The sequence below is a fragment of the Streptomyces sp. NPDC055400 genome, from assembly GCF_053644375.1.
Genome location: NZ_JBSHLM010000006.1, coordinates 420308 through 445339, shown reverse-complemented (window position 1 = coordinate 445339; position 25032 = coordinate 420308). Strand labels below are relative to the sequence as shown.

17 protein-coding genes and 1 tRNA gene are annotated in these 25032 nt (G+C 70.6%); 11 read left to right on the top strand and 7 right to left on the bottom strand.

The genetic code is table 11. The features are described 5' to 3' along the window. Positions 1 to 116: 116 nt before the first annotated feature. From mfd to ACWIGU_RS18985, 3 genes are all read right to left on the bottom strand, one after another. The gene (gene mfd / locus ACWIGU_RS18995) at positions 117 to 3647 is read right to left on the bottom strand and encodes a transcription-repair coupling factor (protein ID WP_454402248.1); all 3531 of its coding nucleotides are present in this window, start codon (positions 3645 to 3647) and stop codon (positions 117 to 119) included. A gap of 224 nt (positions 3648 to 3871) precedes the next feature. Next, positions 3872 to 6451, bottom strand: coding sequence for an ABC transporter permease (locus ACWIGU_RS18990; RefSeq protein WP_454402246.1), 2580 nt, complete (start codon positions 6449 to 6451; stop codon positions 3872 to 3874). Continuing rightward, positions 6448 to 7236 (bottom strand): ABC transporter ATP-binding protein, encoded by a 789-nt coding sequence (locus ACWIGU_RS18985; RefSeq protein WP_356275825.1) that lies wholly within the window; start codon positions 7234 to 7236, stop codon positions 6448 to 6450. The genes ACWIGU_RS18990 and ACWIGU_RS18985 overlap by 4 nt, the downstream gene beginning before the upstream one ends. Positions 7237 to 7606: 370 nt before the next feature. On the opposite strand from ACWIGU_RS18985, the gene ACWIGU_RS18980 reads away from it, so the two are divergent. From ACWIGU_RS18980 to ACWIGU_RS18970, 3 genes are all read left to right on the top strand, one after another. Beyond that, entirely contained in the window at positions 7607 to 9208 is a 1602-nt protein-coding gene (locus tag ACWIGU_RS18980) for an MDR family MFS transporter (protein WP_454402413.1), read from the top strand. A 115-nt stretch (positions 9209 to 9323) separates the two neighbouring features. Beyond that, positions 9324 to 9878, top strand: a complete 555-nt coding sequence (locus ACWIGU_RS18975; protein WP_454402244.1) for a DUF485 domain-containing protein — start codon at positions 9324 to 9326, stop codon at positions 9876 to 9878. Continuing rightward, positions 9875 to 11500 (top strand): sodium/solute symporter, encoded by a 1626-nt coding sequence (locus tag ACWIGU_RS18970; RefSeq protein ID WP_454402242.1) that lies wholly within the window; start codon positions 9875 to 9877, stop codon positions 11498 to 11500. The genes ACWIGU_RS18975 and ACWIGU_RS18970 overlap by 4 nt, the downstream gene beginning before the upstream one ends. 150 nt (positions 11501 to 11650) lie before the next feature. Here the strand turns inward: ACWIGU_RS18970 and ACWIGU_RS18965 are convergent, their stop codons facing one another. From ACWIGU_RS18965 to ACWIGU_RS18955, 3 genes are all read right to left on the bottom strand, one after another. Next, a complete protein-coding gene (locus ACWIGU_RS18965) occupies positions 11651 to 12550 on the bottom strand; it encodes a cellulose-binding protein (RefSeq protein ID WP_454402240.1) in 900 nt (299 codons plus the stop codon). 291 nt (positions 12551 to 12841) lie between these two features. Further along, on the bottom strand, positions 12842 to 15724 hold the full coding sequence (locus ACWIGU_RS18960) for an SUKH-4 family immunity protein (protein WP_454402238.1): 2883 nt from the start codon (positions 15722 to 15724) through the stop codon (positions 12842 to 12844). A gap of 7 nt (positions 15725 to 15731) precedes the next feature. Then, a complete protein-coding gene (locus tag ACWIGU_RS18955; protein ID WP_454402236.1) occupies positions 15732 to 16757 on the bottom strand; it encodes an SMI1/KNR4 family protein in 1026 nt (341 codons plus the stop codon). 221 nt (positions 16758 to 16978) lie between these two features. Here ACWIGU_RS18955 and ACWIGU_RS18950 point away from each other — a divergent pair, with 221 nt between their 5' ends. Then, positions 16979 to 17542, top strand: coding sequence for a YwqJ-related putative deaminase (locus ACWIGU_RS18950; protein WP_356275810.1), 564 nt, complete (start codon positions 16979 to 16981; stop codon positions 17540 to 17542). A 64-nt stretch (positions 17543 to 17606) separates the two neighbouring features. After that, a complete protein-coding gene (locus tag ACWIGU_RS18945) occupies positions 17607 to 18092 on the top strand; it encodes an SUKH-3 domain-containing protein (RefSeq protein ID WP_454402234.1) in 486 nt (161 codons plus the stop codon). Positions 18093 to 18442: 350 nt separating this feature from the next. Here ACWIGU_RS18945 and ACWIGU_RS18940 read toward each other — a convergent pair whose 3' ends face one another. Further along, on the bottom strand, positions 18443 to 19747 hold the full coding sequence (locus ACWIGU_RS18940) for a sensor histidine kinase (protein WP_454402232.1): 1305 nt from the start codon (positions 19745 to 19747) through the stop codon (positions 18443 to 18445). A gap of 166 nt (positions 19748 to 19913) precedes the next feature. Between ACWIGU_RS18940 and ACWIGU_RS18935 the strand changes: the two genes are divergently transcribed. The 6 genes from ACWIGU_RS18935 to pth all read left to right on the top strand — a co-directional run bounded on the left by ACWIGU_RS18935 (position 19914) and on the right by pth (position 24998). Beyond that, positions 19914 to 20780 carry a hypothetical protein gene (locus tag ACWIGU_RS18935; protein ID WP_454402231.1) on the top strand — a complete coding sequence of 289 codons (867 nt, stop codon included), beginning with the start codon at positions 19914 to 19916 and terminating at the stop codon, positions 20778 to 20780. A gap of 8 nt (positions 20781 to 20788) precedes the next feature. After that, positions 20789 to 20861, top strand: a tRNA-Gln gene (locus ACWIGU_RS18930). 116 nt (positions 20862 to 20977) lie between these two features. Continuing rightward, positions 20978 to 22426 carry a bifunctional UDP-N-acetylglucosamine diphosphorylase/glucosamine-1-phosphate N-acetyltransferase GlmU gene (glmU, locus tag ACWIGU_RS18925; protein WP_454402229.1) on the top strand — a complete coding sequence of 483 codons (1449 nt, stop codon included), beginning with the start codon at positions 20978 to 20980 and terminating at the stop codon, positions 22424 to 22426. A 119-nt stretch (positions 22427 to 22545) separates the two neighbouring features. Further along, positions 22546 to 23523: a ribose-phosphate diphosphokinase gene (locus ACWIGU_RS18920; protein ID WP_100596162.1), complete on the top strand. Its 978-nt coding sequence runs from the start codon at positions 22546 to 22548 to the stop codon at positions 23521 to 23523. A 191-nt stretch (positions 23524 to 23714) separates the two neighbouring features. Beyond that, positions 23715 to 24302 (top strand): 50S ribosomal protein L25/general stress protein Ctc, encoded by a 588-nt coding sequence (locus ACWIGU_RS18915; RefSeq protein ID WP_454402227.1) that lies wholly within the window; start codon positions 23715 to 23717, stop codon positions 24300 to 24302. 99 nt (positions 24303 to 24401) lie between these two features. Continuing rightward, positions 24402 to 24998: an aminoacyl-tRNA hydrolase gene (gene pth / locus ACWIGU_RS18910; protein ID WP_454402225.1), complete on the top strand. Its 597-nt coding sequence runs from the start codon at positions 24402 to 24404 to the stop codon at positions 24996 to 24998. Positions 24999 to 25032 lie beyond the last annotated feature (34 nt).

Here is a 25032-nt window from a genome sequence, read left to right as displayed (position 1 = left end):
CTAGTCCGGTTTCGGTGTCACCGTATCGGGTGAGTGCCCGCGTTACCGGGGCGCACCGGGGCGCGCGGAAGCAGCCACACCGCCCGGGACGGGCCCCGGGCCCGTCCCGCGAGACTCTACGAACCGAGGATCGACGTCAGGAACTCCCCGACCCAGCCCAGGAGTTCGCGTCCGACGAGCGGCTTGCCGCCCACCTTCGCGGTCTTCGGGCGCGGGACGAGCACCTGGTGCGCGGCCGCCTTGATGACCGTGCCCGGGTAGAGGCGCTTGAGGCGCAGCTCCTGCGACTCCCTCAGCTCCACGGGGGCGAAGCGGATGTTGTTGCCCTGGAGGACGATCTCGGCGACGCCGCACGCCCGCGCGAACATGCGCAGGCCGGCGACGAGCAGCAGGTTCTCGACCGGCTCGGGCAGCTTGCCGTAGCGGTCGGTGAGCTCCTCGCGGACCGCCTTGACGTCCGCTTCCGTGTTCACGGAGGCGATGGCGCGGTAGGCCTGCAGCCTGAGCCGCTCACCCGGCGCGTAGTCGTGCGGGACGTGCGCGTCGACCGGGAGCTCGATCTTGACGTCCAGGGGCGGCTCCTCCTCGACGCCGCCCTCGACGGCGGCCCGGTAGTCGGCCACCGCCTCGCCGACCATGCGGATGTAGAGGTCGAAGCCGACGCCCGCGATGTGTCCCGACTGCTCGCCGCCGAGCAGGTTGCCCGCTCCGCGGATCTCCAGGTCCTTCATCGCCACGTACATGCCCGCGCCCATCTCCGTGTGCTGGGCGATGGTGGCGAGACGCTCGTGCGCGGTCTCGGTGAGCGGCTTCTCCGGCGGGTACAGGAAGTACGCGTAACCGCGCTCGCGGCCCCGGCCGACGCGGCCGCGCAGCTGGTGGAGCTGGCTGAGGCCGAAGTTGTCGCCGCGCTCGACGATGAGGGTGTTCGCGTTCGAGATGTCGATGCCCGACTCGACGATCGTCGTCGAGACGAGGACGTCGAACTTCTTCTCCCAGAAGTCCACGACCACCTGTTCCAGGGCCTGTTCGGACATCTGGCCGTGGGCCGTCGCGATGCGCGCCTCGGGGATGATGTCGCGCAGGCGGGCCGCCGCGCGGTCGATGGACTCGACGCGGTTGTGGATGTAGAAGACCTGGCCCTCGCGCAGCAGTTCACGGCGCACGGCCGCGCCGATCTGCTTCTCCTCGTACGGGCCCACGAAGGTGAGCACCGGGTGGCGCTCCTCGGGCGGCGTGGTGATCGTCGACATCTCGCGGATGCCGGTGACGGCCATTTCGAGCGTACGGGGGATGGGGGTCGCGGACATCGTGAGGACGTCGACGTTCGCGCGGAGCTTCTTCAGCTGCTCCTTGTGCTCGACGCCGAAGCGCTGTTCCTCGTCGACGATGACGAGGCCGAGGTCCTTGAACTTCGTCTCGGAGGAGAACAGGCGGTGCGTGCCGATGACGATGTCGACCGCCCCGTCGCGCAGGCCCTCCAGGGTGGCCTTCGACTCGGTCTCCGTCTGGAAGCGCGACAGCGCCCGTACGTTGACGGGGAACTGCGAGTAGCGCTCGGAGAACGTCCCGAAATGCTGCTGGACGAGGAGGGTCGTGGGCACGAGGACCGCGACCTGCTTGCCGTCCTGGACGGCCTTGAAGGCCGCGCGAACAGCGATCTCTGTTTTGCCGTAGCCGACGTCGCCGCAGATCAGGCGGTCCATCGGGACCGTCTTCTCCATGTCCTCCTTGACCTCGGCGATGGTCGTGAGCTGGTCGGGGGTCTCCACGTACGGGAAGGCGTCCTCCAGCTCGCGCTGCCAGGGCGTGTCCGGGCCGAAGGAGTGGCCGGGCGCCGCCATGCGCGCCGAGTACAGCTTGATCAGGTCCGCGGCGATCTCCTTGACCGCCTTCTTCGCGCGGGCCTTCGTCTTCGTCCAGTCCGCGCCGCCCAGGCGATGGAGCGTCGGGGCCTCGCCGCCGACGTACTTGGTGATCTGCTCCAGCTGGTCGGTGGGGATGTAGAGGCGGTCGCCGGGCTGGCCGCGCTTGGCGGGGGCGTATTCGACGACGAGGTACTCGCGGGTCGCGCCCTGGACCGTGCGCTGGACCATCTCGATGTAGCGGCCCACGCCGTGCTGCTCGTGGACGATGTAGTCGCCGGACTCGAGGGTGAGCGGGTCGATCGTCTTGCGGCGGCGGGCCGGCATGCGCTGGCCGTCCTTGCCCGCCGCCTTCTGGCCGGTCAGGTCCGTCTCGGTGAGGACCGCCAGCTTCAGGGCCGGGTCCACGAAGCCGTAGTCGATGGAGCCGCAGGAGACCTGCACGACGGCCGGGGTGAGCTCGGTGAGGTCCTGGTCGAGGCGGGCCGGGACGCCTTCGCCGCCGAGCACCTCGACGGTGCGGGCCGCGGGTCCGTGCCCCTCGGTGACGTAGACGGTGCGCCAGCCGTCGGACAGCCAGCCCTTGGTGTCGGCGAGCGCCCGCGCGGTGTCGCCGCGGTACGTCTCGGGGGCGTGCATGCCGAGCTTCAGGGTGTCCGAGCCGAGCGCCTCGTCGGCGGCGAACGGGGAGACGGACCACCACATCATGTCCAGCTCGCGGGCCCGGTCGCGGACGTCGGCGATGGACCGCAGGGACGCCGCGTCCACGTCGATGGGGGCCTCGCCGCCGCCGGCCGTGGCCGCCCACGACGCCTGGAGGAACTCCTGCGACGTGGCCACCAGGTCGGCCGCCCGCGTGCGCACCCGCTCCGGGTCGCACACCACGGCCATGGAGCCCTCGGGCAGCACGTCGAGCAGCAGCTCCATGTCGTCGACGAGAACCGGCGCGAGGGACTCCATGCCCTCGACGGCGATGCCCTCGGCGATCTTGCCGAGGAGTTCGCCCAGCTCGGGGTGTTCCTCTGCGAGGGCGGCGGCCCGCTCGCGCACCTGGTCGGTGAGCAGCAGCTCGCGGCAGGGCGGCGCCCACAGGCCGTGCTCGGCGACTTCGAGGGAGCGCTGGTCGGCGACCTTGAAGTAGCGGATCTCCTCGACGTCGTCGCCCCAGAACTCGACGCGCAGGGGGTGTTCCTCGGTCGGCGGGAAGACGTCGAGGATGCCGCCGCGCACGGCGAACTCGCCGCGCTTCTCGACCAGTTCGACCCGGGCGTAGGCGGCCGCGGCGAGCGCCTCGACGATCTCGTTCAGATCGGCGCTCTGACCGGTCCTCAGCGCCACGGGCTCCAGGTCGCCGAGCCCCTTGACCTGCGGCTGGAGCACGGACCTGACGGGGGCGACGACGACGGAGACCGGTCCGGTCTCGGGGTCGTCGGTGCGGGGGTGCGCGAGGCGGCGCAGGACGGCGAGCCGGCGGCCCACGGTGTCGGAGCGCGGCGAGAGCCGCTCGTGCGGGAGCGTCTCCCACGAGGGGTACTCGACGACGCCGTCCGGCGGCAGCAGCGAGCGCACGGCCGCGGCCAGGTCCTCGGCCTCCCGCCCGGTGGCGGTCACGGCCAGCACGGTCCGCCCGGTCCGCCGCGCGAGCGCGGCCACCGCGAAGGGCCGCGCGGCGGGCGGGCCGACGAGGTCGACGTGGGGGCGGTGCCCGTCGGTGGCGGCCTTCACCGCTTCGGCGAGCGCCGGGTCTCGGCTTACGGCGTCCAGCAGACCGTGCAGGCTCATGAAGGGCTTCCATCCCGGGGAGTGGGCAACGCGAACCGCCCGACACGTCGAACGGGCCGGGGGCCTTCCAGACTACGACGCGCCACCGACACCCGCGTGCGGATCATTCGCGGATCACATGCATGGTCCCCAGGACGCACGGCGGCCCCGGAGTGTCCGGGAAGGACACACCGGGGCCGCCGTCCCCTTTCCCCACATTCCCCCGTTCGCATCGCCCCGCGCGGCTACTCCGTCGCGATCGCGTTCAGTACGTTCATCCGGCCCGCCCGGAACGCCGGTACCAGGGCGGCGAACAGGCCCACGAAGGCCGAGCCGATGAAGACGCCGATGATCGTCGGCCAGGGGATCTCCAGGACGTTCAAACCCTCCAGGGCGAGGAGCTTCTGGGCGGTCGCGCCCCAGCCCATGCCCAGGCCGAGGCCGATGAGCGCGCCGAAGAGGGCGATGACCACCGACTCCAGGCGGATCATGCGGCGCAGCTGCCGGCGCGAGAGGCCGATGGCCCGCATCAGGCCGATCTCCCGGGTGCGCTCCACCACGGAGAGGGCCAGCGTGTTCACGACGCCCAGGACCGCCACGATGATCGCGAGGGCCAGGAGCCCGTAGATCATGTTGAGGAGCTGGCCGATCTGGTCCTTCAGGGTCTTCTTGTAGTCGGTCTGGTCCTTGACGTGGACCGTCGGGTCGGACGCGACCGACGCCTTCAGCGCCTTGTACGCCTGGTCGGCCTTGCCGGAGTCCGCCTTGGCGAACATCATCCCGTTGAGCGGCAGCCGGTCGGCGGGGATGTACTGCTTCGCGGTCGCGAGGTTGATGTACATCGCGCCCTTGTCGAACGTCGTGTCGTCCGAGGTGATCGCCGCGATCCTCAGGTCGGCGCTGCGGCCGTGCTCGAAGGCGACGTGCAGGGTGTCGCCGACCTCGAGGCGGTTCTTCTCGGCGAACTCCGAGCCGACCGACATCGCGTTCTTCCCGTACGCCGCCGACAGCTCACCGGCGGTCGTCTCGCGCCGCAGGTCCTGGGCGTACGTGGGCGTGGCGGCGACGAGCTCCTCGTCCTCCTCGGTGCCGCCCGGCGTGGTCAGCTTCGTCTTGACGTACTTGACCTCCGTGACGTGGGAGACGTACCCCGACTCACCCGCCTTCTTCAGGGCCTCGGCGGCCTGCGGCTTCAGCCCGTTCTGTCCCTCGACGATGAAGTCGGCGCCGACGGACTTGTCGAGCTCGCTGGTGGCCGAGGCGACCATCGAGGAGCCGACGACGGACAGGCAGGCGACGAGCGCGAGGCCGATCATCAGGGCCGCGCCGGTGGCGCCGGTGCGGCGCGGGTTGCGCAGCGCGTTGCGCTCGGCCATGCGGCCGACGGAGCCGAACATCCGCAGGAGTACGGCGCTGATGACGCGCACCACACCGCCCGCCAGGAGCGGTCCGATGACGACGAACCCGATGAGGGTGGCGACGACGCCGACGCCGAGCCACAGGGAGCCCTCGCTCGCCTTGGCGGCCTGCGTGGCCGTGTAGAGCGCGAAGCCGCCGCCGCCCGTGAGGACGAGACCGATCAGGGCGCGGACCACGCCCGCCTTGACGTCGGCGGGGGTGCCGGCGTCCCTGAGGGCCGCCATCGGGGAGACCTTGCCCGCGCGGCGGGCCGGAACGTACGCGGCGAAGACGGTGACGACGATGCCGAGGAGCAGCCCGACGACGGGGGTCGTCCACTGGACGGTCAGGTCGTCGGTGGACAGGTCCATGCCCGCCGCGGACATCATCTTCATCAGGCCGACGGCGAGTCCGACGCCCGCGCCGACGCCGATGACCGACCCGAAGACGCCGAGCAGCAGCGCCTCGACGAGAACCGAGCGGTTGACCTGCTTGCGGCTCGACCCGATGGCGCGCATCAGGCCGATCTCGCGGGTCCGCTGGGCGACCAGCATCGAGAAGGTGTTGATGATCAGGAAGATGCCGACGAGGAAGGCGATCCCGGCGAAGCCGAGCATGGCGTACTTGATGACGTCCATGAAGGAGCCGACGTCCTTGCGGTTGGCGTCCGCGGCTTCCTTCTGCGTCTGGAACTTGTACGGGCCGTCGAGGGACGCCGCGACGTTCTTCTTGAGCACCGTGTCGCTGACGCCGGTGGCGGCGACGACGTTGATCTGGGTGAACCGGCCGCTCTGGCCGATGAGTTCGCGCTGGGCGGTGGCGGTGTCGAAGTAGACGACGGCCGCGCCCGGGTTGGTCACCTTGAAGGAGGCGATGCCGACGATCTTCGCCCTGAAGTCACCGGTGGCGGTGATGGTGCGCAGCTCGTCGCCCATCTTCAGGTGGTGCTTGTCCGCGGTGTCGGAGTCGACCATGACCTCGGTGGGCCCGCGCGGGGCGTGGCCGGAGGTGATGTCCATGGAACGCAGGTCGTTGTGCGTCCAGTTGCCCGCGATGGTGGGGGCGCCGTTCTCGGAGCCCATGTTCTTGTTGTCCGCGTTCACGACGGTCACGTTCATCGAACTGACCGCGCCCTCGGCCGACTTGACGCCCTCGGCCCGCTTGACCTGCGTGAGGGTGGAGGCCGGCATCGACTCGGGGCGCCCGGTGTCGCTGCCCTCGCTCTTGGCGGCCTTCGGGCTGACCGTCACGTCGGACGACGTCGCCGCGAACAGCTTGTCGAACGTCGTGTTCATCGTGTCGGTGAAGACGAGCGTGCCGCACACGAACGCCACCGACAGCAGGACCGCCACGGCCGACAGGGCCATGCGCCCCTTGTGCGCGAAGAAGTTGCGCAGGGAGGTCTTCATCACGGTGTTCGCACTCATGACGTGCGCCCCCGCGCGTCGAAGTCCTTCATGCGGTCGAGGACGGCGTCCGCGGTGGGGCGGAGCATCTCGTCGACGATGCGGCCGTCCGCGAGGTAGAGCACCCGGTCCGCGTACGAGGCGGCGACCGGGTCGTGGGTGACCATCACGATGGTCTGGCCGAGCTCGTCGACGGACTGCCGCAGGAAGCCGAGCACTTCGGCGCCGGCACGGGAGTCCAGGTTTCCGGTCGGCTCGTCACCGAAGATGATCTCCGGCCGGGCGGCGAGCGCGCGGGCCACGGCGACGCGCTGCTGCTGGCCGCCGGAGAGCTCGGTGGGCCGGTGCTTGAGGCGCTCGGCCAGGCCCACGGTCCGCACGACGCGGTCCAGCCACTCCTTGTCCGCCCTGCGGCCCGCGATGTCCATGGGGAGCGTGATGTTCTCGAGCGCGTTCAGCGTCGGCAGCAGGTTGAACGCCTGGAAGATGAATCCGATCCGGTCCCGGCGCAGCCGCGTGAGCTTCTTGTCCTTGAGGCCGGTGATCTCGGTCTCGTCCAGGTAGATCTGCCCGGACGTGACGTTGTCGAGGCCGGCGAGGCAGTGCATCAGCGTGGACTTGCCGGACCCCGAGGGGCCCATGATCGCGGTGAACTGGCCGCGGGCGATGTCCACATCGACGTGGTCGAGCGCGACGACGCGGGTCTCACCCGAGCCGTAGGCCTTGACGACCTGGCGCGCCCGTGCGGCGACGGCCGTCTGCCCTCCAGTGCCCCCGGTCCTGGGAATGGTCACAGCCGTTGTCACGGTAAGTCTCCTAAGTCGGTCATGCGGAATGTCAGGTGTGTGCGACGCGCTTCAGTCTGGTGGCGAGGGGTGCCCCGGCGCCCTGGTGTAGGTCACCGTCTTTCCCGGGGGAAAACCCCACCCCTTGACGGTAGGAAGAACCCCCCGCTCCCCTCGTCCTCCGGGGGGACGAACCGTCCCCTGTCCGTAGTACGGAGGTCCCCCTAGGGGGAGTCCACCCAACGGTGGAGCGCCTCTAGGGGTTCGCTCCACCTTCCTGCGCAGTCACGCTCCACCCTCCCGCCGCGGCAGGGTCAAGTGAGATGGTGTCGGGGGCGGGATAGATGCAGGGGGAAGGAATCCGGTGGGCAGCGCGACATCGCAGGCGGGCATGCAGGCGGGTACAGGGAAGGACCGGCGCCGGGGCGCGGTCGTCGCCGCGCTGATGCTCTCCATGGCACTGGCGGCACTCGACTCCACCATCGTCTCGACGGCGGTCCCGCAGATCGTCGGCGACCTCGGCGGCTTCTCCGTCTTCTCCTGGCTCTTCTCGGGCTATCTGCTCGCCGTCACGGTCACGCTGCCGGTCTACGGGAAGCTGTCGGACACCTTCGGCCGCAAACCCGTCCTCATCGGCGGGAGCATCCTCTTCCTCATCGGCTCGGTCCTGTGCGCGGGCTCCTGGAACATGGGCGCGCTCATCGCCTTCCGCGTCGTCCAGGGCCTGGGCGGCGGCGCCATCCAGGGAACGGTCCAGACCCTGGCCGCCGACCTCTACCCGCTCAGGGAACGCCCCCGCATCCAGGCCCGGCTGTCGACGGTCTGGGCGACCTCGGCCGTCGCGGGCCCCGCGCTCGGCGGGCTCCTCGCCTCGTACGCGGGCTGGCGCTGGATCTTCCTCATCAACCTCCCGATCGGCGCGCTCGCCCTCTGGCTCGTCGCACGCCATCTCCACGAACCCGTACGGGAGAAGGGGCCGCGCGCCCGCATCGACTGGGCCGGGGCGCTCGCCGTGTTCGCGTGCGGCGGGGTGCTCCTGACCGCGCTCGTCCAGGGCGGCGTCGCCTGGGACTGGCTCTCCGCGCCGTCGATCGCCCTGTTCGGTACGGGAGTTGCGCTGGTCGGCGCCGTCGTCGCCGTCGAGCGGCGCGCCGCCGAACCGATCATCCCCGGCTGGGTCTGGCGCCGGCCCACCATCGCGGCCGTCAATCTCGCGCTCGGCGCACTCGGCCTCCTGATGGTCGCGCCCACCGTGTTCGTGCCCACCTACGCGCAGGCCGTCCTCGGACTCGCGCCCATGGCCGCCGGGTTCGTGCTCTCCGTGATGACGCTGAGCTGGCCCGTCTCCGCGGCCCTCAGCCAGCACGTGTACGGCAGGATCGGCTTCCGCAACACGGCCGTCGTCGGCATGGCGGCCGCGCTCCTCGTCCTGCTCGCGTTCCCGCTGCTCCCCTACCCCGGGGCCGCCTGGCAGCCCTCGCTGGTCATGCTGCTCCTCGGCGCGGCGCTCGGCCTCTTCCAACTGCCCCTGATCGTCGGGGTCCAGTCGACCGTCGGGTGGGCCGAGCGCGGCACGACGACCGCGTCCGTCCTGTTCTGCCGGCAGATAGGCCAGACGATCGGCGCCGCGCTGTTCGGCGCCGTCGCCAACACCGTGCTCGCCGGGCGCCTCGGCGGCGCCGGCTCCCTCGACTCCGTGGCCAAGGCCCTTGAGGACCCCGCCTCGGTGGCCGACCCGGACCGGCTGCGGCGCGCCGTCGCGGCGGCCGTCGACTCGGTCTACGTGGGTGCGGCCTGCGCCGCCGCGCTCGCTCTGGTCGTCCTGCTGTGCCTCGCGCCGCGCCGTTTCCCGGTGATCGACCAGGACGGCGAACGGGGCGGCGAGCGGGCAGCCGAGGGGACCGGTGAGGCGCCACCAGGGGCCGTCGGCAACTCAGCCGGCTCACAAGATGGGCCTCAGCATCCCTCACCCCTGTCACAACGAACCGACTGAACAGTTCGCGCGAACCGTCGCGGAAAGCGCCTACCTACGAGTAACGTTCCGGCTCCCCCCTCGCTCCCTGCGTCCGCAATCCCCGGCGGACCCAAGCCGCGCAAGGAGAACCGGGATGTCCGACACACCGCACCGCTCATATTCCGACCACCAGAACGAGCCATGGCAGGGCCCCTTCCCCACGGGCCGGAGCCAGTACGGGAACCAGTACCCGGGCGAGCACCAGCAGTCGTACCCCCAACCGCCGCCGCACCCCCGACAGCAGCCCGACCCCGCCCTCACCTACCCCTGGGCGCCCCCTCCCCCACCGCCCGCGCCCACGCACCGGCTCCCCCGCCACCCCGCGCTCGGCCACCACAGTGACCTGCGGCTCCTGCGCAGCGCCTACCGCTGGCAGCGCCGCGTCGCCACGCTCACCGCCCTCGGCTACTTCACCCTCTTCCTCGTCCTGTCGGCGTTCGCGCCCTCCCTCATGACGGGCACGCTCCCCGGCGGCTTCTCCACCGGCCTCCTCCTCGGCCTGTGCCAGCTCCCGGTGACCGCGCTCGCGCTGTGGCTGTACGCGTACACCGCCCGCCGCCGCGTCGACCCGCTCGCCCACAGGCTGCGCAGACAAGCGGAGCTGGACCAGCGTCCGGCTCCCACAACGCCCGGGGGGACCTTCCGATGACGGACTTCAGCAGCTCGGCCCAGGGCATGTCACTGGTCGCCTTCACCGCGGTCGCCACCATCACGCTGCTCCTGTGCGTGATGACCGGCCCCGACCGCGACAACCTCGACGAGTTCTACACCGGCTTCGGCTCCCTCACCCCGATGCGCAACGGCCTCGCCATCGCGGGCGACTACATCTCCGCGGGGACCGTCCTCGGCACCGGCGGCATCATCGCGCTCACCGGCTACGACGGGATCGTCCTCGCCCTGAGCACGTCCCTGTCCCTGATGCTCCTGATGTTCCTGCTGGCCGAACCGCTGCGCAACGCGGGCCGGTTCACCATGGGCGACGTGATCGCCCGCCGCCTGCCCGGACGCGCCGTACGCATCACCGCGTGCGCCACCACCCTCGCGGCACTGCTCCCGCTGATGCTCGTCCAGCTTGCGGGCTCGGGCGACCTGCTGGCATTCGTCCTCGGCTTCACCAGCGAGGGGTTCAAGACGGGCTGCGTCATCGCGCTCGGCGCCCTGATGATCAGCTACGCGGCGATCGGCGGCATGAAGGGCACCGCCCTCATCCAGATCATGAAGACCGTGATGCTGCTCGGCTCCGGCCTCGCCGTCGCCCTCCTCATCCTGTACCGCTTCGACTGGAACCCGGGCGCCCTCGCCTCACAGGCCGCGCAGGCCAGCGGCGTGGGAGACGCCTTCCTGCACTCCGGCCTCCAGTTCGCCGGCACCGCCAACCCCCGCCTGGACATGATCAGTTCGGAACTGACCGTCGTCCTCGGCGGCGCGTGCCTGCCCCACGTCACGATGCGCATGTACACGGCACGCAGCGCCCGTGAGGTGCGCCGCTCGATGTCCTGGGCGGTGTCGGCGGTCGGCCTCTTCGTACTGATCATCGCGGTCATCGGGTTCGGCGCGACGGCGTTCCTCGGCCGGGCCGCCGTCGCGGCGGCCGACCCGCAGGGCAACACCGCGTATCTGCTCGGGGCGCGGGCCGCGTTCGGCGCGGACCCCTCCACGGTGGAGACGCTGGTGTTCACCACGGTCACCACGGCGCTCTTCCTCACACTGCTCGCCTCGGTCGCCGGAATGATCCTGGCCTGCGCCAACTCCCTCGCGCACGACGTCTTCGCGCACCGCAAGGCGCCGCTCACCCCCCGCAGGGAGATGACGCTGGCCCGGGTCTCGGCGCTGTCCGTCGGTGTGCCCGCGATCCTCCTGGCCACGCTCGTCCAGCACCACAACCTCCAGCCGCTGGTCACGCTGTCGTTCTGCCTGGGCGCCTCGGCGCTCGCGCCCGCGCTCGTCTACAGCCTGTTCTGGCGCCGCTACACGCGTACGGGCCTGCTGTGGACGCTGCTCGGCGGCACGGCGTCCTGCCTCGTCCTGATGACGGGCACCAACCTGGTGTCGGGCTCGCCTACCTCGGCGTTCCCGGGCCAGGACTTCAACTGGTTCCCCTTCACCACGACCGGCATCGCCTCGATCCCGCTCGGCTTCCTCTTCGGCTGGCTCGGCACGGTGGTCTCCGGCCGCCGCACAGCCGATGACCAGCGCCGCCAGTACGAGGCGGTGGAGGCGTGGATCCTGGCGGGCGTCACGCGTCAGGCGCCGCGGAGGGAGGACGCGTAGGACGCGACACGGGCCGCGCCGCCCGCCTCCTGCGGCGTCTCATGAGCGGGGTGGCCGGTTTACGACGTCCCGCTCACGGCGTCCCGTCGGCGAGGAGCCGGCCCGCTCAGGGCGTCCCGTCGCGGCGGGCGTGGCTCATGACCGCAGCGCCTACGGCCCCTCGCCGGCCGGGTTCCGGCCCGTGAGGGAGGCCAGGGTGGTGCGGACGTGGTCCATGTGGGCGCGGACCTCGTCCCACTTCTCGCCGTGCTGGCGCAGCACCCGCTCCGTCTCGCGGCCCACGCCCTCCTCGTGCAGGGCCGCCTCCGCGAGGAGCTCCGCGGCGCGGGCCTCGGCGTCCTCCTGGCCGTGCCTGGCCGACTCCTCCGTCTCGGCGAACGCCCGCCGCGCCCCGGAAAGACGGCCCTCGGCCCGCGCCAGGCGCTCCGCGTCGCGCGCGTCCGCCGCGGCCTCCTGCCCGGCGAGCTCCCGTTCGGCCTCGTCCCGCCGCTCGGCGTGGTCCTTCTCCTGACCGGCGAGGGTCGCCCGGGTCCGCTCCCGCACCTCGTCCAGCGCCGCGAGCGCTTCCTCGCGCCACGCCTTCGCCTCGTCAAGTGCGGCGGCGCGGACCCCGTCGGCCGTGGCCCGGTCGGCGCTCAGCCGCTCGTCGGCCCACCGCTCGGCCTCGGCCAGTACGGCGTCGGCCGCGGCGCGGGCCGCCTCGCGCGTCTCCCGCGCACCGGCCTCGGCGTCCGCCGTGATCCGCCGGACGGAATCGGCGGCAGCCGCCCGTACCCCGTCCGCCTCCTCCTCGGCGAGGGCGAGGATCTCGCGGGCGCGGTCGCCGAGGGACTCGTACGTCTGGGGGGCGAGCTGGGTCACGGCCAGGCGCAGCCGCTGTGCCTCGGCCTCCAGCTCCTCGACCCGGTCGGCCAGGAGGGCGGCGCGCTCGCGGGCGTCGTCGCGGGCTCCGGACAGCTCGGCGGCCAGCGCGTCCACCGGCCCGGGACGGTAGCCGCGGCCCCGTCCCGTGACGAAGCCATGGGGCGACACCGACGTACCGCTGCTCATCCTTGATTCCCCTCTTAGCCGCTTCGGCTCTCCTACCCAGCACTCGATCGAGCCGAAGCGCTCAAAACAAGACACTCCACCCAACCCACTCGACAAGGATGCGCCAAATGGTGCCGAAAGTCGGAATCGGGAGCCCGGGGAGCGAGGCAGCTCACACCCCGGCCCGTCCGCGAAAGACGCACAGAGAACACACAGAGGACGCACAGAGACAGAGGGACCCACGAAGAAAGAGGAGAGGCGCGCGACCGATACGGCCGCGCGCCTCTCCCCGACTTCGCTTCTACCTACGGGCTACAGCAGGCCGTCCCACATCTGCTCGAGCAGCACCGACCACCAGCCCTCCGGCGACGCGAGCGCCGCCGGGTCGACGGCGGCCAGCTGCGCCTGGAAGTCGACGGTCCAGCGGCCCGCCTGCTCCTGGTTGAGCCCGAACCGCAGCGGCCACATCCGGCCGAGCACCGCGAGGCTGCGCGCGAACTCGGGCAGACCCGTGTTCACGAACTGCGGCGGCACCGGCGCACCGCCGGGACCCGCCTCCACCGGCACGGCCACGATGTTCGCCGTGCCGTACTGGACGCAGATCGCCCGCCCGAAGTCACTGCCCATCACGAGGTACGAACCGGCGTCCGCCGCGGGCTGCACCCCCCGCTCCTGCGCCAGCTCGGCGAGCGTCGGCACCGGACGGCCCGGCTGAGCCTGCGCCCAGAAGAACGGCCCGAAGTCGGCGGGCAGCCCCGCCACGACAAGGGTGTGCGCCACGAGGTCCGGCACGCCCTGACGGGAAACGGCCCGCTGGTCGAACCGGAACACCCCCGGACCGAACGCAGCGGCCAGCTCCTGGCCGACCGCCTCCGGCGGAACCGGCGGCATCGGCTGCGCGGGCGGCAGCGGCGCACGCACCGGCGCGAGCCGCGCCGGACCGTCCGCCACCTGGTGCAACTCGCCCTGGTGCGCGATCAGTTGCTGCATGCCCTGCTGGCGCGACGCGTGGTCCCTGCCGTACGGGGCGATGGACGTGATCCTCGCCTGCGGCCACTGCTCACGGATCATGCGGGCGCAGTACGCGCCCGGCAGCTCGCAGGACTCCAGCTCCGTGTGCAGCTCCAGAACCTGGTCCGGCGGGACGTTCATGCCGCGCAGCTCATGGAAGATCTGCCACTCCGGATGCGGCGTACCGGGCGCCGAGCGGCGGATCAGCTGCTGCTCGGAGCCGTCGGGCGCGCGGTAGCGCAGCACGGCCTGGTAGCCGGGCCCGACGGTCGGCTGACCGGTGGGCTGCGGATACCCGTACGAGGCCGGGGGCGGACCACCCGGAACCTGCTGCCCGGGCATGGGCGGCGGCATCGGCATCCCGCCCGGCGCCTGCGGCGGCGCGGGAGGAGGCATGCCGGGCCCGACCTGACCAGGACCGGCCAGCATCGTCGCGGCGTGATGAACACCGCCACCGGGAGCACCGGGCGCACCAGGCGCACCGGGCACGCCGGGCGCCGTCGGCGGGGGCGGCGTGCCGGGACCGCCCGGACCCGGCTGGGCCAGCATGGTCGCGGCATGGTGCACACCACCGGGCGGCGTACCCCCAGGGGCGCCGGGCGGGCCGGGAGGCTGCGGCGCACCGGGAGTTCCGGGGGCACCGGGCGGCTTGGGAGCCCCCGGAGTGCCGGGCGCGCCGGGCGGCTTGGGTGCGCCGGGACCGCCCATGCTCGGGTCGGCCAGCATCGTCGCGGCGTGGTGCACACCGCCGGGCGGCGTACCACCCGGAGCGGGCGGGGCCTCGGGCCCGTCGGGACCGAGCTGCGAAACGAGCTGCGTCGGAACGTAGCCGCCCGCCGGGGTACCCGGAGCGCCGGGCCCCGAGGGCCGCGCGCCGGGAGTGCCCGGGGCACCGGGCGGCGGCGGAGTCGTCGCGCCACCACCGCGCGCACCGCGGGGCGGACCCTGCGCCTTGCTGGTCGCGGCGTCGGCGATGTCGCCGGCCCCGGGCGCGAGCGGCCGCCCGGCCGCGTCCTGCCCGGCCGCCGGCGGCGGAGTCTGCCGCGCACCGGGACCCTGCGGATAGCCGTACGCGTCAGGAGCACCCGGTGGCGGAGTCTGCTGCGGATAGCCGTAGTTCGGCGGGGCACCGGGCGGCGGAGTCTGCTGCGCACCGGAACCCTGCGGGTATCCGTACGTGGGCGGCGGAGTCTGCCCGCCCTGCGAACTCCCCTGCGCCTGCGCCACGTTGGGCGCGGGCGGCGCGCCCGGACCCTGCGGATAGCCGTAGTCCGGCGCGGCACCGGGCGGCGGAGTCTGCTGCGCACCCGAACCCTGCGGGTAGCCGTACGTGGGCGGCGGAGTCTGCTGCGCACCCGAACCCTGCGGGTATCCGTACGCGTCAGGAGCACCCGGCGCCGGGGTGCCCGGAGCGACGGGAGCCGGCCCGTCGAGCGCCGGGGCCACCGCCGTGCGCGGGAGCTGGCTGCCGCCCGACATCAGCGCCGTCCTGGCCTCAGGAGCGGCGGCCGGCGCAGGCACGTCACCCTCGTCCACCAGCGGCGGCGCGAACACCGTCGCCGGAGGCGCGACCGAACGGTCCTCCTCCTCGCCCGCGTTCGTGTCCGTACCGGCCCACGGAGTCGCCCCGGAAGGCGCCGCGGGCGAAGCGGGCCACGGCGTCGCGCCACTGCCCGCGTCGGCGGCCACCGGCGCCGGGGCAGCCGGCCCAGAACCCGAACCGGAGACAGCACCAACGCCCGCACCAGCACCAGCCCCGGAAGACGAGCCAGACCCGCCGGCCGAAGACGCATCCCCCCGCCGATCCGGAATACCCAGCTTGTCCGCCGCCTCCTGGAGCCACTCCGGAGGGCTCAACAGGAACGACGTCTGATTCAGATCCACCCGCTCCGGCGGCGCGTCCACCGGCTCCGGCGAAGCCTCCGGCAGCCCGTACTCCTCCTCGTACCGCCGGATCACCTCACCCACCGGCAGCCCCGGCCACAGCGAAGCGTCCCCGCTGTCACGCGCGATGACCAGCCGCTGACGCCCGCCGTCGGACACCGGACCGCCCTCGCGGTCCTCCGCCCACACCACGAACCCCAGCTCGAACTCCCGCACCCGCACCTCACGGTGCTGATAGCCGGGCACATCCCCGTTGATCCACTCCTCGGCGCGCTCCTGCGCCTGCGCGAACGTCACCATCGGACACTCACCCCTCGTCCGGGACAGCCGAAGCAGCCGGCACGGCAGCGCCAGAGGCGTCCACCGCGCTCGCGAAACCGCCGTCCACCATCAGGTTCGCCACCGTCTCCAGCTCCGGCGGATTACCCGCGAGCCGGGCCAGGAACGCGTCGAAGTCATCACCGCACGGCAGCAGCAGACGCTCCACCCGCTCGGCGACCGACCACCCGGCCGTGTCCCCGCTGTCCCGCGCGTCGTCATACGCGCAGAACCACACCGAACCCGCCCGGTCACCCTTGACCTTCACGGCGAGAATCCCGCCCTGCACGAACCCGACACCCAGATAGTCCTTGGTCAGGTGATCACGCAGGCACTTGTTCACGTACACCAGATCGTTGACCGCGGCCTCGTCCCGCACCGTGAAGAACGGCTGGTCCACCAGAAGCCCCAACTCGGCGTCCAGCGCCGCCCCCACCGGAGCACACCCGCCCGCCGCCTTCAAAAACGCTCGGTACGCACCCGGCAACCGGTACCCCAGATCCTCCTCGGCACCCAGGACCTGATGCTCCGTCACCGCCACCGACGACTTCGGCAACCCGAAATGCGCCGGCCGCGTCTCCTGCAACGGACGCGTCCCCCGCTTGCCGTGATCCACCGCAGCCGTCGCGAGACCACCGTGATGCCGCAGCAGCGCCTTCACCTCGACCGGCACCAACTCCATGCGACGACTGCCCGGCACGTGATGCCACGTCCAGCCGTGCGGCGTCGCCACCGGCACGATCGTGTCCCACAAGTCATGCCCGGCCGCGGCCAACGCCGCGTTCGCCGACACATAGTCCGTCAACCGCAGCTCATCGACCCCGAACCCCTCCGGGGGCTCGGCGATCTCCGCCGCCGCACGCGCGTAGGCCGAAAAATCCGGATAGCCGTTCCCGTCGATCCGTACGCCCCTGGGATGGCGCGCAGCACGGACCGGGTCCGGGAAGTGCACGACCTGCCCGGCGTAGGCCGCGTTCGGCGGCGCGGCTTGCTGCCCGAGCCGACCTGTCGTCATGGCGGTTGCCCCCTGCGGCACTGTTATGGATCGCGGATAGCGACAGCCTATGCGGTTGTACGACACCGGTCACCGGCCCTCCGGTTCCATGACCAGCAGTCACCCCACCGTGACGATGAGCCCACGCTCCCGCGTGTCGCCGCGCCCCAGCTTCCGCACCACCGGCCCCATTTGGCAGTCTGTGCACGCAACCCGGGGGATTGCAGGAGGGGAAGCACCACATGCAGAGCAGCACCGCACCGTCATCCGACACCGCCGTCGTACCGGCCCAGGAGCCCGACACCGGGCACCCGCCCACCGCCGACGGCGACCCACGCGTCGGCTGGAGCAGCGCCGAGGACGCGCCCGCCCCGGCCCTGCGCCAGCGCCGCGACGGCATCCTGCCCACCGTCGCCGCCGCCCTCTCCGTCCGCGGCACCACACTGACCAGCACCGCCGCCCGCGGCGAACACGCCCCCGCCCTGCACCCGCTCGTCCAGGACTTCCTCGACACCCTCACCAGCGCCCAGCGCGACCGCTTCACCGGACGCTGCGCCGAAACGATCCTCATCTCCCGCCACCTCACGGCCGCCGACGAGGAACGCTCCAAACGCGCCCGCCGCAAACCCATGACCAACGGCGAAGCCCGCAAAACCCTCAAACACGCCAAACTCACCACCCGCCGCATCCGCGAGGACGGCGACCCCCTGCACGGCGGCTTCGCCCGCCCCTGCCGCGCCTGCGCCGCGCTCACCGCCCACTTCGGCGTCCACGTCGTCGACCCGGCCACGGACACCACCGGCTGACCCGCACACCAGAACACCCCCGCACCACCGCAGGCAGCAGCAGAACAGGACGAGGCCACCCCACATGACCGCCGACCGCACCCGCTTCACCGCACCCGTCGACGCCACACTGCGCGCCGCCGGCTGGCAGCCCGGCCGCTGGGACATCAAACAGGCCGAATTCTGGGCCGACGCCCTGCGCACCCACGTATCCCCCGCAGGCCACCGCCACACCGTCTTCCCCGCCGCCGTCGAGGCCTGGGCCGAATTCGGCGGACTCCACCTCACCCCACAGGGCCCCGGCCGCCAGATAGCCCCCGCCCAGCCCCACCTCGACCCGCTCCACGGCCTCCACATGGCCCGCACCCTCGCCGACCTCGGCCGCGCCCTCGACACCGAGGTCTGCCCCCTCGGCGCCGAATCCGGCTCCGAAGCCCTCCTCGCCATCGACACCGAAGGCCGCGTCTACGCCCTCGACCACAGCGGCGACTGGTACCTCGGCCCCGGCATCGACCACGCCCTGGAAACCCTCATCAACGGCACCCAGCCCACCCGCCTCACCGCGGCATAACCCCACACGCGCGCACCCGGCCACAGCCCACCGGCGCCGACAGACAGCCACAGCACAGCCCCATGGCCCCGAGACCCCACCGGCCGCCACGCGCCCACGAGACGCGAGGGGACGTGCCGGGATGTGCGCGCGCAGCCACCAGCACCACACGCGGGCGGCATGGGCCCGGCGACGAAGCCCCCATAGAACAGCGAGCACGTACATCCCGGCACGGCCCCGCCACGACCGACACCCGGCGCGGACCACCGGCCGCGAGACAAAACCTCACAGCCTCAAGCCGCCACAAGCAGCGGCACAGCCACCCACCCGCACCCCTAAGCCGCAGGCAGCCCCCAACCCCCCTGCACCCCCTAAGCCGCAGGCAACACAGCCGACACCCGATACCCACCCGCATCAGTCGGCCCGCACACGAACACACCACCCAACCCCGTCACGCGCTCCTTCATACCGACAAGCCCGTTCCCCCCACTCGGCAGCCGCACCCCCGCCCCCGAATCCACATCCGGCGGCGGCTCGTTCTCCACCTGCATCGCGATCTCCGACACCCGATGAGCAAGCCGCACATACGTCTTCGCACCCGCCGCATGCTTGTGCACGTTCGTCAGCGCCTCCTGCACCACCCGGTACGCCGTCTGCTCCACCGCCGCGACATACGACCGCGCATCACCCTCGACCAGCAGCTCCACCACCATGCCCGCAGCCCGCGACTGACCCACCAGCTCATCCAGATCACCCAGACACGGCCCGTCCTCGTCATCAACGGCACGCGACGCCGCAACCGCAGCCGCCACCCCCACCGCCGCCAACGGCACCCCCGCACCAGACCCACGCCCGCCACCACCCGACCGCATCACCCCGAGCATCTCCCGCAACTCGGTCAACGCCTGCCGGCCCATGTCCCCCACCAGCGCCGCGTTCTTCACGGCCTTCTCCGGATCCTTACGCGCCACCGCCTGCAACGCCGCCGCATGCACCACCATCAGACTCACCCGGTGCGCCACCACGTCATGCATCTCCCGAGCGATACGCGTCCGCTCCTCACCCCGCGCCCACTCAGCCCGCTCCTCAGCACGCTCAGCAAGCAACTGAAGCTCCCGCTCCAAAGAATCGTTCCGCTCCCGAAGACTCTCCATGAGCCGCCGCCGCGCACCCACATAAAGCCCCAGCAACAACGGCGGAGCGGTCACACCCAAAGACGTCGTGATGGCGACGAACGGAACGAACCAGTCCCCCACCCGCACGAGATTCCCGTGCCCCATGTCCTGCTGCGCCCGCACCACCGACACGATCAGCGTCCCGACGAACGACATCCCCGCCAGGGCCCCGATGATCCGCCGCGGCATCTCGGACGCCGCCAGCGTGTACAGACCCACCACGCTCAGCAGCACACCCATCCGGGCCGGAGTCACCGCGACCCCGATCAGCACCACCGCGATCGGCCACCGCCGCCGCAGCACCAGCGTCGCCCCGGCAAGCACACCGAAAACGACACCCACGGCCGCCGGCATCCCGGCGTCCCGCGCGAACCCGACCCCCTCCACCCCGCACTCGACCGCCGAAGCGACCGCCAGCACCCCATCGAGCGCGGCACTGCGCCAACGCTCCCACCACCACGGCCCCCCGGCCGCCCGGTGCATTTCCCCCGTCGTGGTCATGCCGTCCAGCCTACGGGCGCGAGCTGCCCGATTTCCGGTGAGTTTCCGCGCCACCCTTCATCACAGACCGCCTTCGAACAGAAGCGAAACCGACCGGTATCCCTCGAACTGTTGGCCCATATGCAAATACGACCCACCCGAGCCCGTCCCGAACGAACCTGTGCCTATGACACAGACCACAGGCAAATACACAGACTTCGAGGGACTGCGGGAGCGGGCGGTGGCCCTGCGACGGGAGGGTCTGAGCCGCCGCCAGATCCGCGACCGCCTCTTCATCGACAACAACGACATCCTGAACCGCCTCCTGGACGGCGAACCCGCCCCGGAGTGGACGAAGCGCCCCAACGCAAAAGACGACCTGCGGGACCGGGCACGGGAGCTACGGCTCCAGGGATGGACGTACGACCAGATCCAGGTCGAGCTCGGGTGCTCGAAGGGTTCGATCTCGCTGTGGGTACGGGACCTGCCGAAGCCTGAGCGGAGGCGGACCCCCGAAGAGGCATCGGCGATTGCGCGGCGCGGCTGGGAGGCCACGCTACGGCGCCGCGACGAGGAGCGGCAGCAGACGAAGCAGTCAGCATCTGACGAGATCGGCACGATGTCCGACCGCGAACTCTTCCTGACGGGGGTCAGCCTCTACTGGGCCGAGGGCTCGAAGACGAAGCCGCACCGCCGCCAGGAGCGGGTCGACTTCATCAACAGCGATCCAGACATGATCGAGGTGTACCTCGCATGGCTTCGTCTCCTGGGCGTCGCCCCCGAACGCCTGCGATTCCATGTGCACATCCACGAGACCGCCGACGTAGCGGACGCCGAGAACTTCTGGGCCACGCTCGTTGGCGCCGACCCTTCACAGTTCGGGAAGACCGCACTCAAGAAGCACAACCCCAAGACCAACCGGAAACGCGTGGCCGAGGGCTACTACGGCTGCCTGCTTGTCCGCGTCCTGCAGAGCGCGGATCTCTACCGCCGGATCGAAGGCTGGTGGAACGGAATCGTTCTTGGCATCCAGCCGGGCTCCGGTAAGGTCTGACGCAGCAATCCGCCGTAGTGTAATTGGCAGCACGGCACCCTTTGGAGGTGTTCGGTCTAGGTTCGAGTCCTAGCGGCGGAGCTGCGAGGGGCGGGGCCCGACCACACGGTCGGGCCCCGCCCTCATTTCCGCCCCACAACGCCCCGGTATCCTGCGGATGTCCACCCCACACAGCATCCGAAGCCGAAGGGCCACCCGTGAGCGCCAATTGCCCGGCCGCCGTCGTCGTTCTTGCAGCGGGTGAGGGCACCCGTATGAAGTCGGCCACACCCAAAGTCCTGCACGAGATCAGTGGGCGCTCGCTCGTCGGGCATGTGCTCGCCGCCGCGCGGGAGTTGAGCCCCGAGAACCTGGTCGTCGTCGTGGGTCACGAGCGGGACCGGGTGCGTGAGCATCTCGCCGGGATCGATCCGGATGCCCGTACCGCCGTGCAGGAGCAGCAGAACGGCACGGGGCATGCCGTGCGTATGGGGCTCGAGGAGCTCGGTGGCCGGGTCGAGGGGACGGTGATCGTCGTGTGTGGCGATACGCCGTTGCTGACCGGCGAGACGCTGAGGCATCTGTCGGCGACGCATAGCGGTGACGGCAATGCGGTGACGGTGCTGACGGCTGAGGTTCCGGATGCGACCGGTTATGGCCGGATCGTGCGGGACGGGGCGTCGGGTGAGGTGACGGCGATCGTGGAGCACAAGGACGCGAGTGAGTCGCAGCATGCGATTCGTGAGATCAACTCGGGTGTGTTCGCGTTCGACGGTGCGTTGCTGGCGGATGCGCTGGGCAAGGTGCGTACGGACAACAGTCAGGGTGAGGAGTACCTGACGGATGTGCTGGGGATTCTGCGGGAGGCCGGGCATCGTGTGGGTGCTTCGGTGGCGGCGGATCACCGTGAGATCGCGGGTATCAACAACCGTGTGCAGTTGGCCGAGGCGCGTCGGACGTTGAATGAGCGTCTCCTTGAGCGGGCGATGCTCGCGGGTGTGACGATCGTGGATCCGGCGTCGACGTGGGTCGATGTGACGGTGGGGTTCGAGCGGGACGCGGTCGTGCATCCGGGTACGCAGTTGTTGGGTGCGTCGTGGCTGGGTGAGGGTGCCGAGGTGGGTCCGAATACGCGGTTGAGGGATACGCGGGTGGGTGCGGGGGCGCGGGTCGACAACACGGTGGCGGACGGTGCCGAGGTGGGTGAGGGGGCGTCGGTGGGTCCGTTCGCGTATCTGCGGCCGGGTACGCGGCTGGGTGTGAGGTCCAAGATCGGTACGTATGTGGAGACGAAGAACTCGACGATCGGTGAGGGTACGAAGGTGCCGCATCTGTCGTATGTGGGGGACGCGACGATCGGTGATTTCACGAACATCGGTGCGGCGAGTGTGTTTGTGAACTACGACGGTGAGAGCAAGCACCACACGACGGTCGGGTCGCATTGCAAGACGGGTTCGGACAACATGTTTGTGGCTCCTGTCACGGTCGGGGATGGTGCGTACACGGCTGCGGGGTCGGTGATCACGAAGGATGTGCCGGCGGGTTCGCTGGCTGTGGCCCGTGGCCAGCAGCGGAATATCGAGGGTTGGGTGGCTCGTAAGCGTCCGGGGAGTGCGGCTGCGAAGGCGGCTGAGGAGGCGTCCCGGGAGGCCGGCGGCGAAGGCTGACCGGAAACAGGTGCGTCCGACACGGCGTACCGTGATAGGTGCACACGATTCGGCTGCCTCGCTGCTAATGGGACGAGCGGGCGCAGCGGCGGAAGAACGCGTCTGAGGAGACAAGTGCTGTGAGCGGGATCAAGACGACCGGCGAGAAGAAACTGATGCTCTTCTCCGGCCGCGCCCACCCCGAGCTTGCCGAGGAGGTCGCGCATGCTCTCGGTGTCGGGATCGTTCCGACCAAGGCATTCGATTTCGCCAATGGCGAGATCTACGTGCGTTATCAGGAGTCCGCTCGCGGTGCCGACTGCTTCCTGATTCAGAGCCACACGGCTCCGATCAATAAGTGGATCATGGAGCAGCTCATCATGATCGACGCGCTGAAGCGTGCGTCGGCCCGCTCCATCACGGTGATTGTGCCGTTCTACGGTTACGCCCGTCAGGACAAGAAGCACCGTGGACGTGAACCGATTTCGGCGCGTCTGGTGGCGGATCTGATGAAGACGGCGGGTGCGGACCGCATTCTGACGGTGGATCTGCACACGGACCAGATTCAGGGCTTCTTCGACGGCCCGGTGGACCACCTGTTCGCGCTGCCGATCCTGGCGGACTACGTGGGGGCGAAGGTCGACCGTGCCAAGCTCACGGTGGTGTCGCCGGACGCGGGCCGGGTGCGTGTGGCGGACCGTTGGTGTGACCGTCTGGGTGCGCCGCTGGCGATCGTGCACAAGCGTCGTGACAAGGACGTGGCGAATCAGGTCACCGTGCATGAGGTCGTCGGTGATGTGAAGGGCCGTGTGTGTGTCCTGGTGGACGACATGATCGACACGGGTGGCACGATCTGTGCCGCGGCGGACGCGCTGTTCGCGCATGGTGCGGAGGACGTCATTGTGACGGCGACGCACGGTGTGCTTTCGGGTCCGGCGGCGGATCGTCTGAAGAACTCGAAGGTGAGTGAGTTCGTGTTCACGGACACGCTGCCGACGCCGGGTGAGCTGGAGCTGGACAAGATCACGGTGTTGTCGATCGCGCCGACGATCGCGCGTGCGGTGCGTGAGGTCTTCGAGGACGGTTCGGTGACGAGCCTGTTCGAGGAGCAGGCGTAGTCGTTCTGAGGGCTCTGGGGCTCTTCTAGATCGATTTTGGGGCGGCCTTCCCGCCGGGTAGACTCACGGAGTTGCTCGGCGAGGGAGGCCGCACTGTTGTGTGCGGCGGTCCGTTATCGACGCGCTCTTCGTAGCAGGCCCGTTCGTGGCCGGGTGACTACCTTCCCCCTTTTTTTCTACGAGGAGTGCACATGGCTGAGATCAAGCTTGCCGCTGAGATCCGTACCGACTTCGGCAAGGGTGCTGCGCGCGCCGTCCGCCGTGAGAACAAGGTTCCGGGTGTCATCTACGGTCACGGCGCTGAGCCGGTTCACGTGACGCTGCCGGGTCACGAGCTGCTGCTCGCCCTGCGTACGCCGAACGTTCTGCTGTCCCTGGACGTCGACGGCAAGACCGAGCTGGCGATCCCGAAGGCTGTCCAGCGTGACGCCATCAAGGGTTACCTGGTCCACGTCGACCTGCTGACTGTCAAGCGCGGCGAGAAGGTCACGGTCGAGGTTGCGGTCGAGACCGAGGGTGACCTGGCTCCGGGCAGCTTCCTCGTCGAGAACGTGCTGAACACGCTGTCCGTCGAGACCGAGGCGACGCACATCCCGACCTCTGTCACCGTGTCGATCGCGGGCCTGGAGGGCGGCGACGCCATCCACGCGAAGGACGTCACGCTGCCGGCGGGCACGACCCTGGTCACGGACCCCGAGGCCGTCGTCATCCAGATCCTGGCCGCGCAGGCCGAGGAGCCGGCTGCGGAGGCCGTCGAGGCCGAGGGTGCCGAGGCCTGAGCCGTACGCTCTGCTTGACGGGGTGGCGGGCCACGCGGCCCGCCACCCCGTTTTTTCATGTTCGTGTCCGTCTGTTGTACGTGAGGAGACGCGGTCCCGATGACGACCGATGCCACTGCCCCCTGGCTCATCGTGGGTCTCGGGAACCCCGGGCCGGAGTATGCGATGAACCGGCACAACGTGGGTTTCATGGTGGCTGATCTGCTCGCGGAGCGGATCGGCGGCAAGTTCAAGCGGGCCGGTAAGGCTCAGGCGCAGGTGCTTGAGGGGCGGATCGGTGCGCCGGGTCCGCTGAATCGCCGGGTGATCGTGGCGAAGCCGATGTCGTTCATGAATGTGTCGGGTGGTCCGGTGACGGGTCTGCGGGATTTCTACAAGGTGCCGGTCGGCAACATCGTGGCGATCCATGACGAGCTGGACATCGACTACGGGACGATGCGGCTGAAGCTGGGCGGTGGCGACAACGGGCACAACGGTCTGAAGTCGATCACGAAGTCGATGGGTGCGGACTATCACCGGGTGCGGTTCGGGATCGGGCGTCCGCCGGGGCGTATGCAGGTCGCGGATTTCGTTCTGAAGGACTTTTCGTCGACGGAGCGCAAGGAGCTGGACTACTTGGTGGACCGGGCGGCGGACTCGGTGGAGTGTCTGGTCACGGAGGGTCTGGAGCGGGCGCAGGGCGCGTACAACTCCTGAGTCGGCCGGGCATCTCGACAGGTCACGGGCATCT

Excerpts from the sequence above, each read along its gene's own strand:
- mfd (WP_454402248.1), bottom strand. The coding sequence starts at position 3,647 with ATGAGCCTGCACGGTCTGCTGGACGCCGTAAGCCGAGACCCGGCGCTC.
- ACWIGU_RS18990 (WP_454402246.1), bottom strand. The coding sequence starts at position 6,451 with ATGAGTGCGAACACCGTGATGAAGACCTCCCTGCGCAACTTCTTCGCG.
- ACWIGU_RS18980 (WP_454402413.1), top strand. The coding sequence starts at position 7,607 with ATGCAGGCGGGTACAGGGAAGGACCGGCGCCGGGGCGCGGTCGTCGCC.
- ACWIGU_RS18975 (WP_454402244.1), top strand. The coding sequence starts at position 9,324 with ATGTCCGACACACCGCACCGCTCATATTCCGACCACCAGAACGAGCCA.
- ACWIGU_RS18970 (WP_454402242.1), top strand. The coding sequence starts at position 9,875 with ATGACGGACTTCAGCAGCTCGGCCCAGGGCATGTCACTGGTCGCCTTC.
- ACWIGU_RS18965 (WP_454402240.1), bottom strand. The coding sequence starts at position 12,550 with ATGAGCAGCGGTACGTCGGTGTCGCCCCATGGCTTCGTCACGGGACGG.
- ACWIGU_RS18960 (WP_454402238.1), bottom strand. The coding sequence starts at position 15,724 with ATGGTGACGTTCGCGCAGGCGCAGGAGCGCGCCGAGGAGTGGATCAAC.
- ACWIGU_RS18955 (WP_454402236.1), bottom strand. The coding sequence starts at position 16,757 with ATGACGACAGGTCGGCTCGGGCAGCAAGCCGCGCCGCCGAACGCGGCC.
- ACWIGU_RS18950 (WP_356275810.1), top strand. The coding sequence starts at position 16,979 with ATGCAGAGCAGCACCGCACCGTCATCCGACACCGCCGTCGTACCGGCC.
- ACWIGU_RS18945 (WP_454402234.1), top strand. The coding sequence starts at position 17,607 with ATGACCGCCGACCGCACCCGCTTCACCGCACCCGTCGACGCCACACTG.
- ACWIGU_RS18940 (WP_454402232.1), bottom strand. The coding sequence starts at position 19,747 with ATGACCACGACGGGGGAAATGCACCGGGCGGCCGGGGGGCCGTGGTGG.
- ACWIGU_RS18935 (WP_454402231.1), top strand. The coding sequence starts at position 19,914 with ATGACACAGACCACAGGCAAATACACAGACTTCGAGGGACTGCGGGAG.
- ACWIGU_RS18915 (WP_454402227.1), top strand. The coding sequence starts at position 23,715 with ATGGCTGAGATCAAGCTTGCCGCTGAGATCCGTACCGACTTCGGCAAG.
- pth (WP_454402225.1), top strand. The coding sequence starts at position 24,402 with ATGACGACCGATGCCACTGCCCCCTGGCTCATCGTGGGTCTCGGGAAC.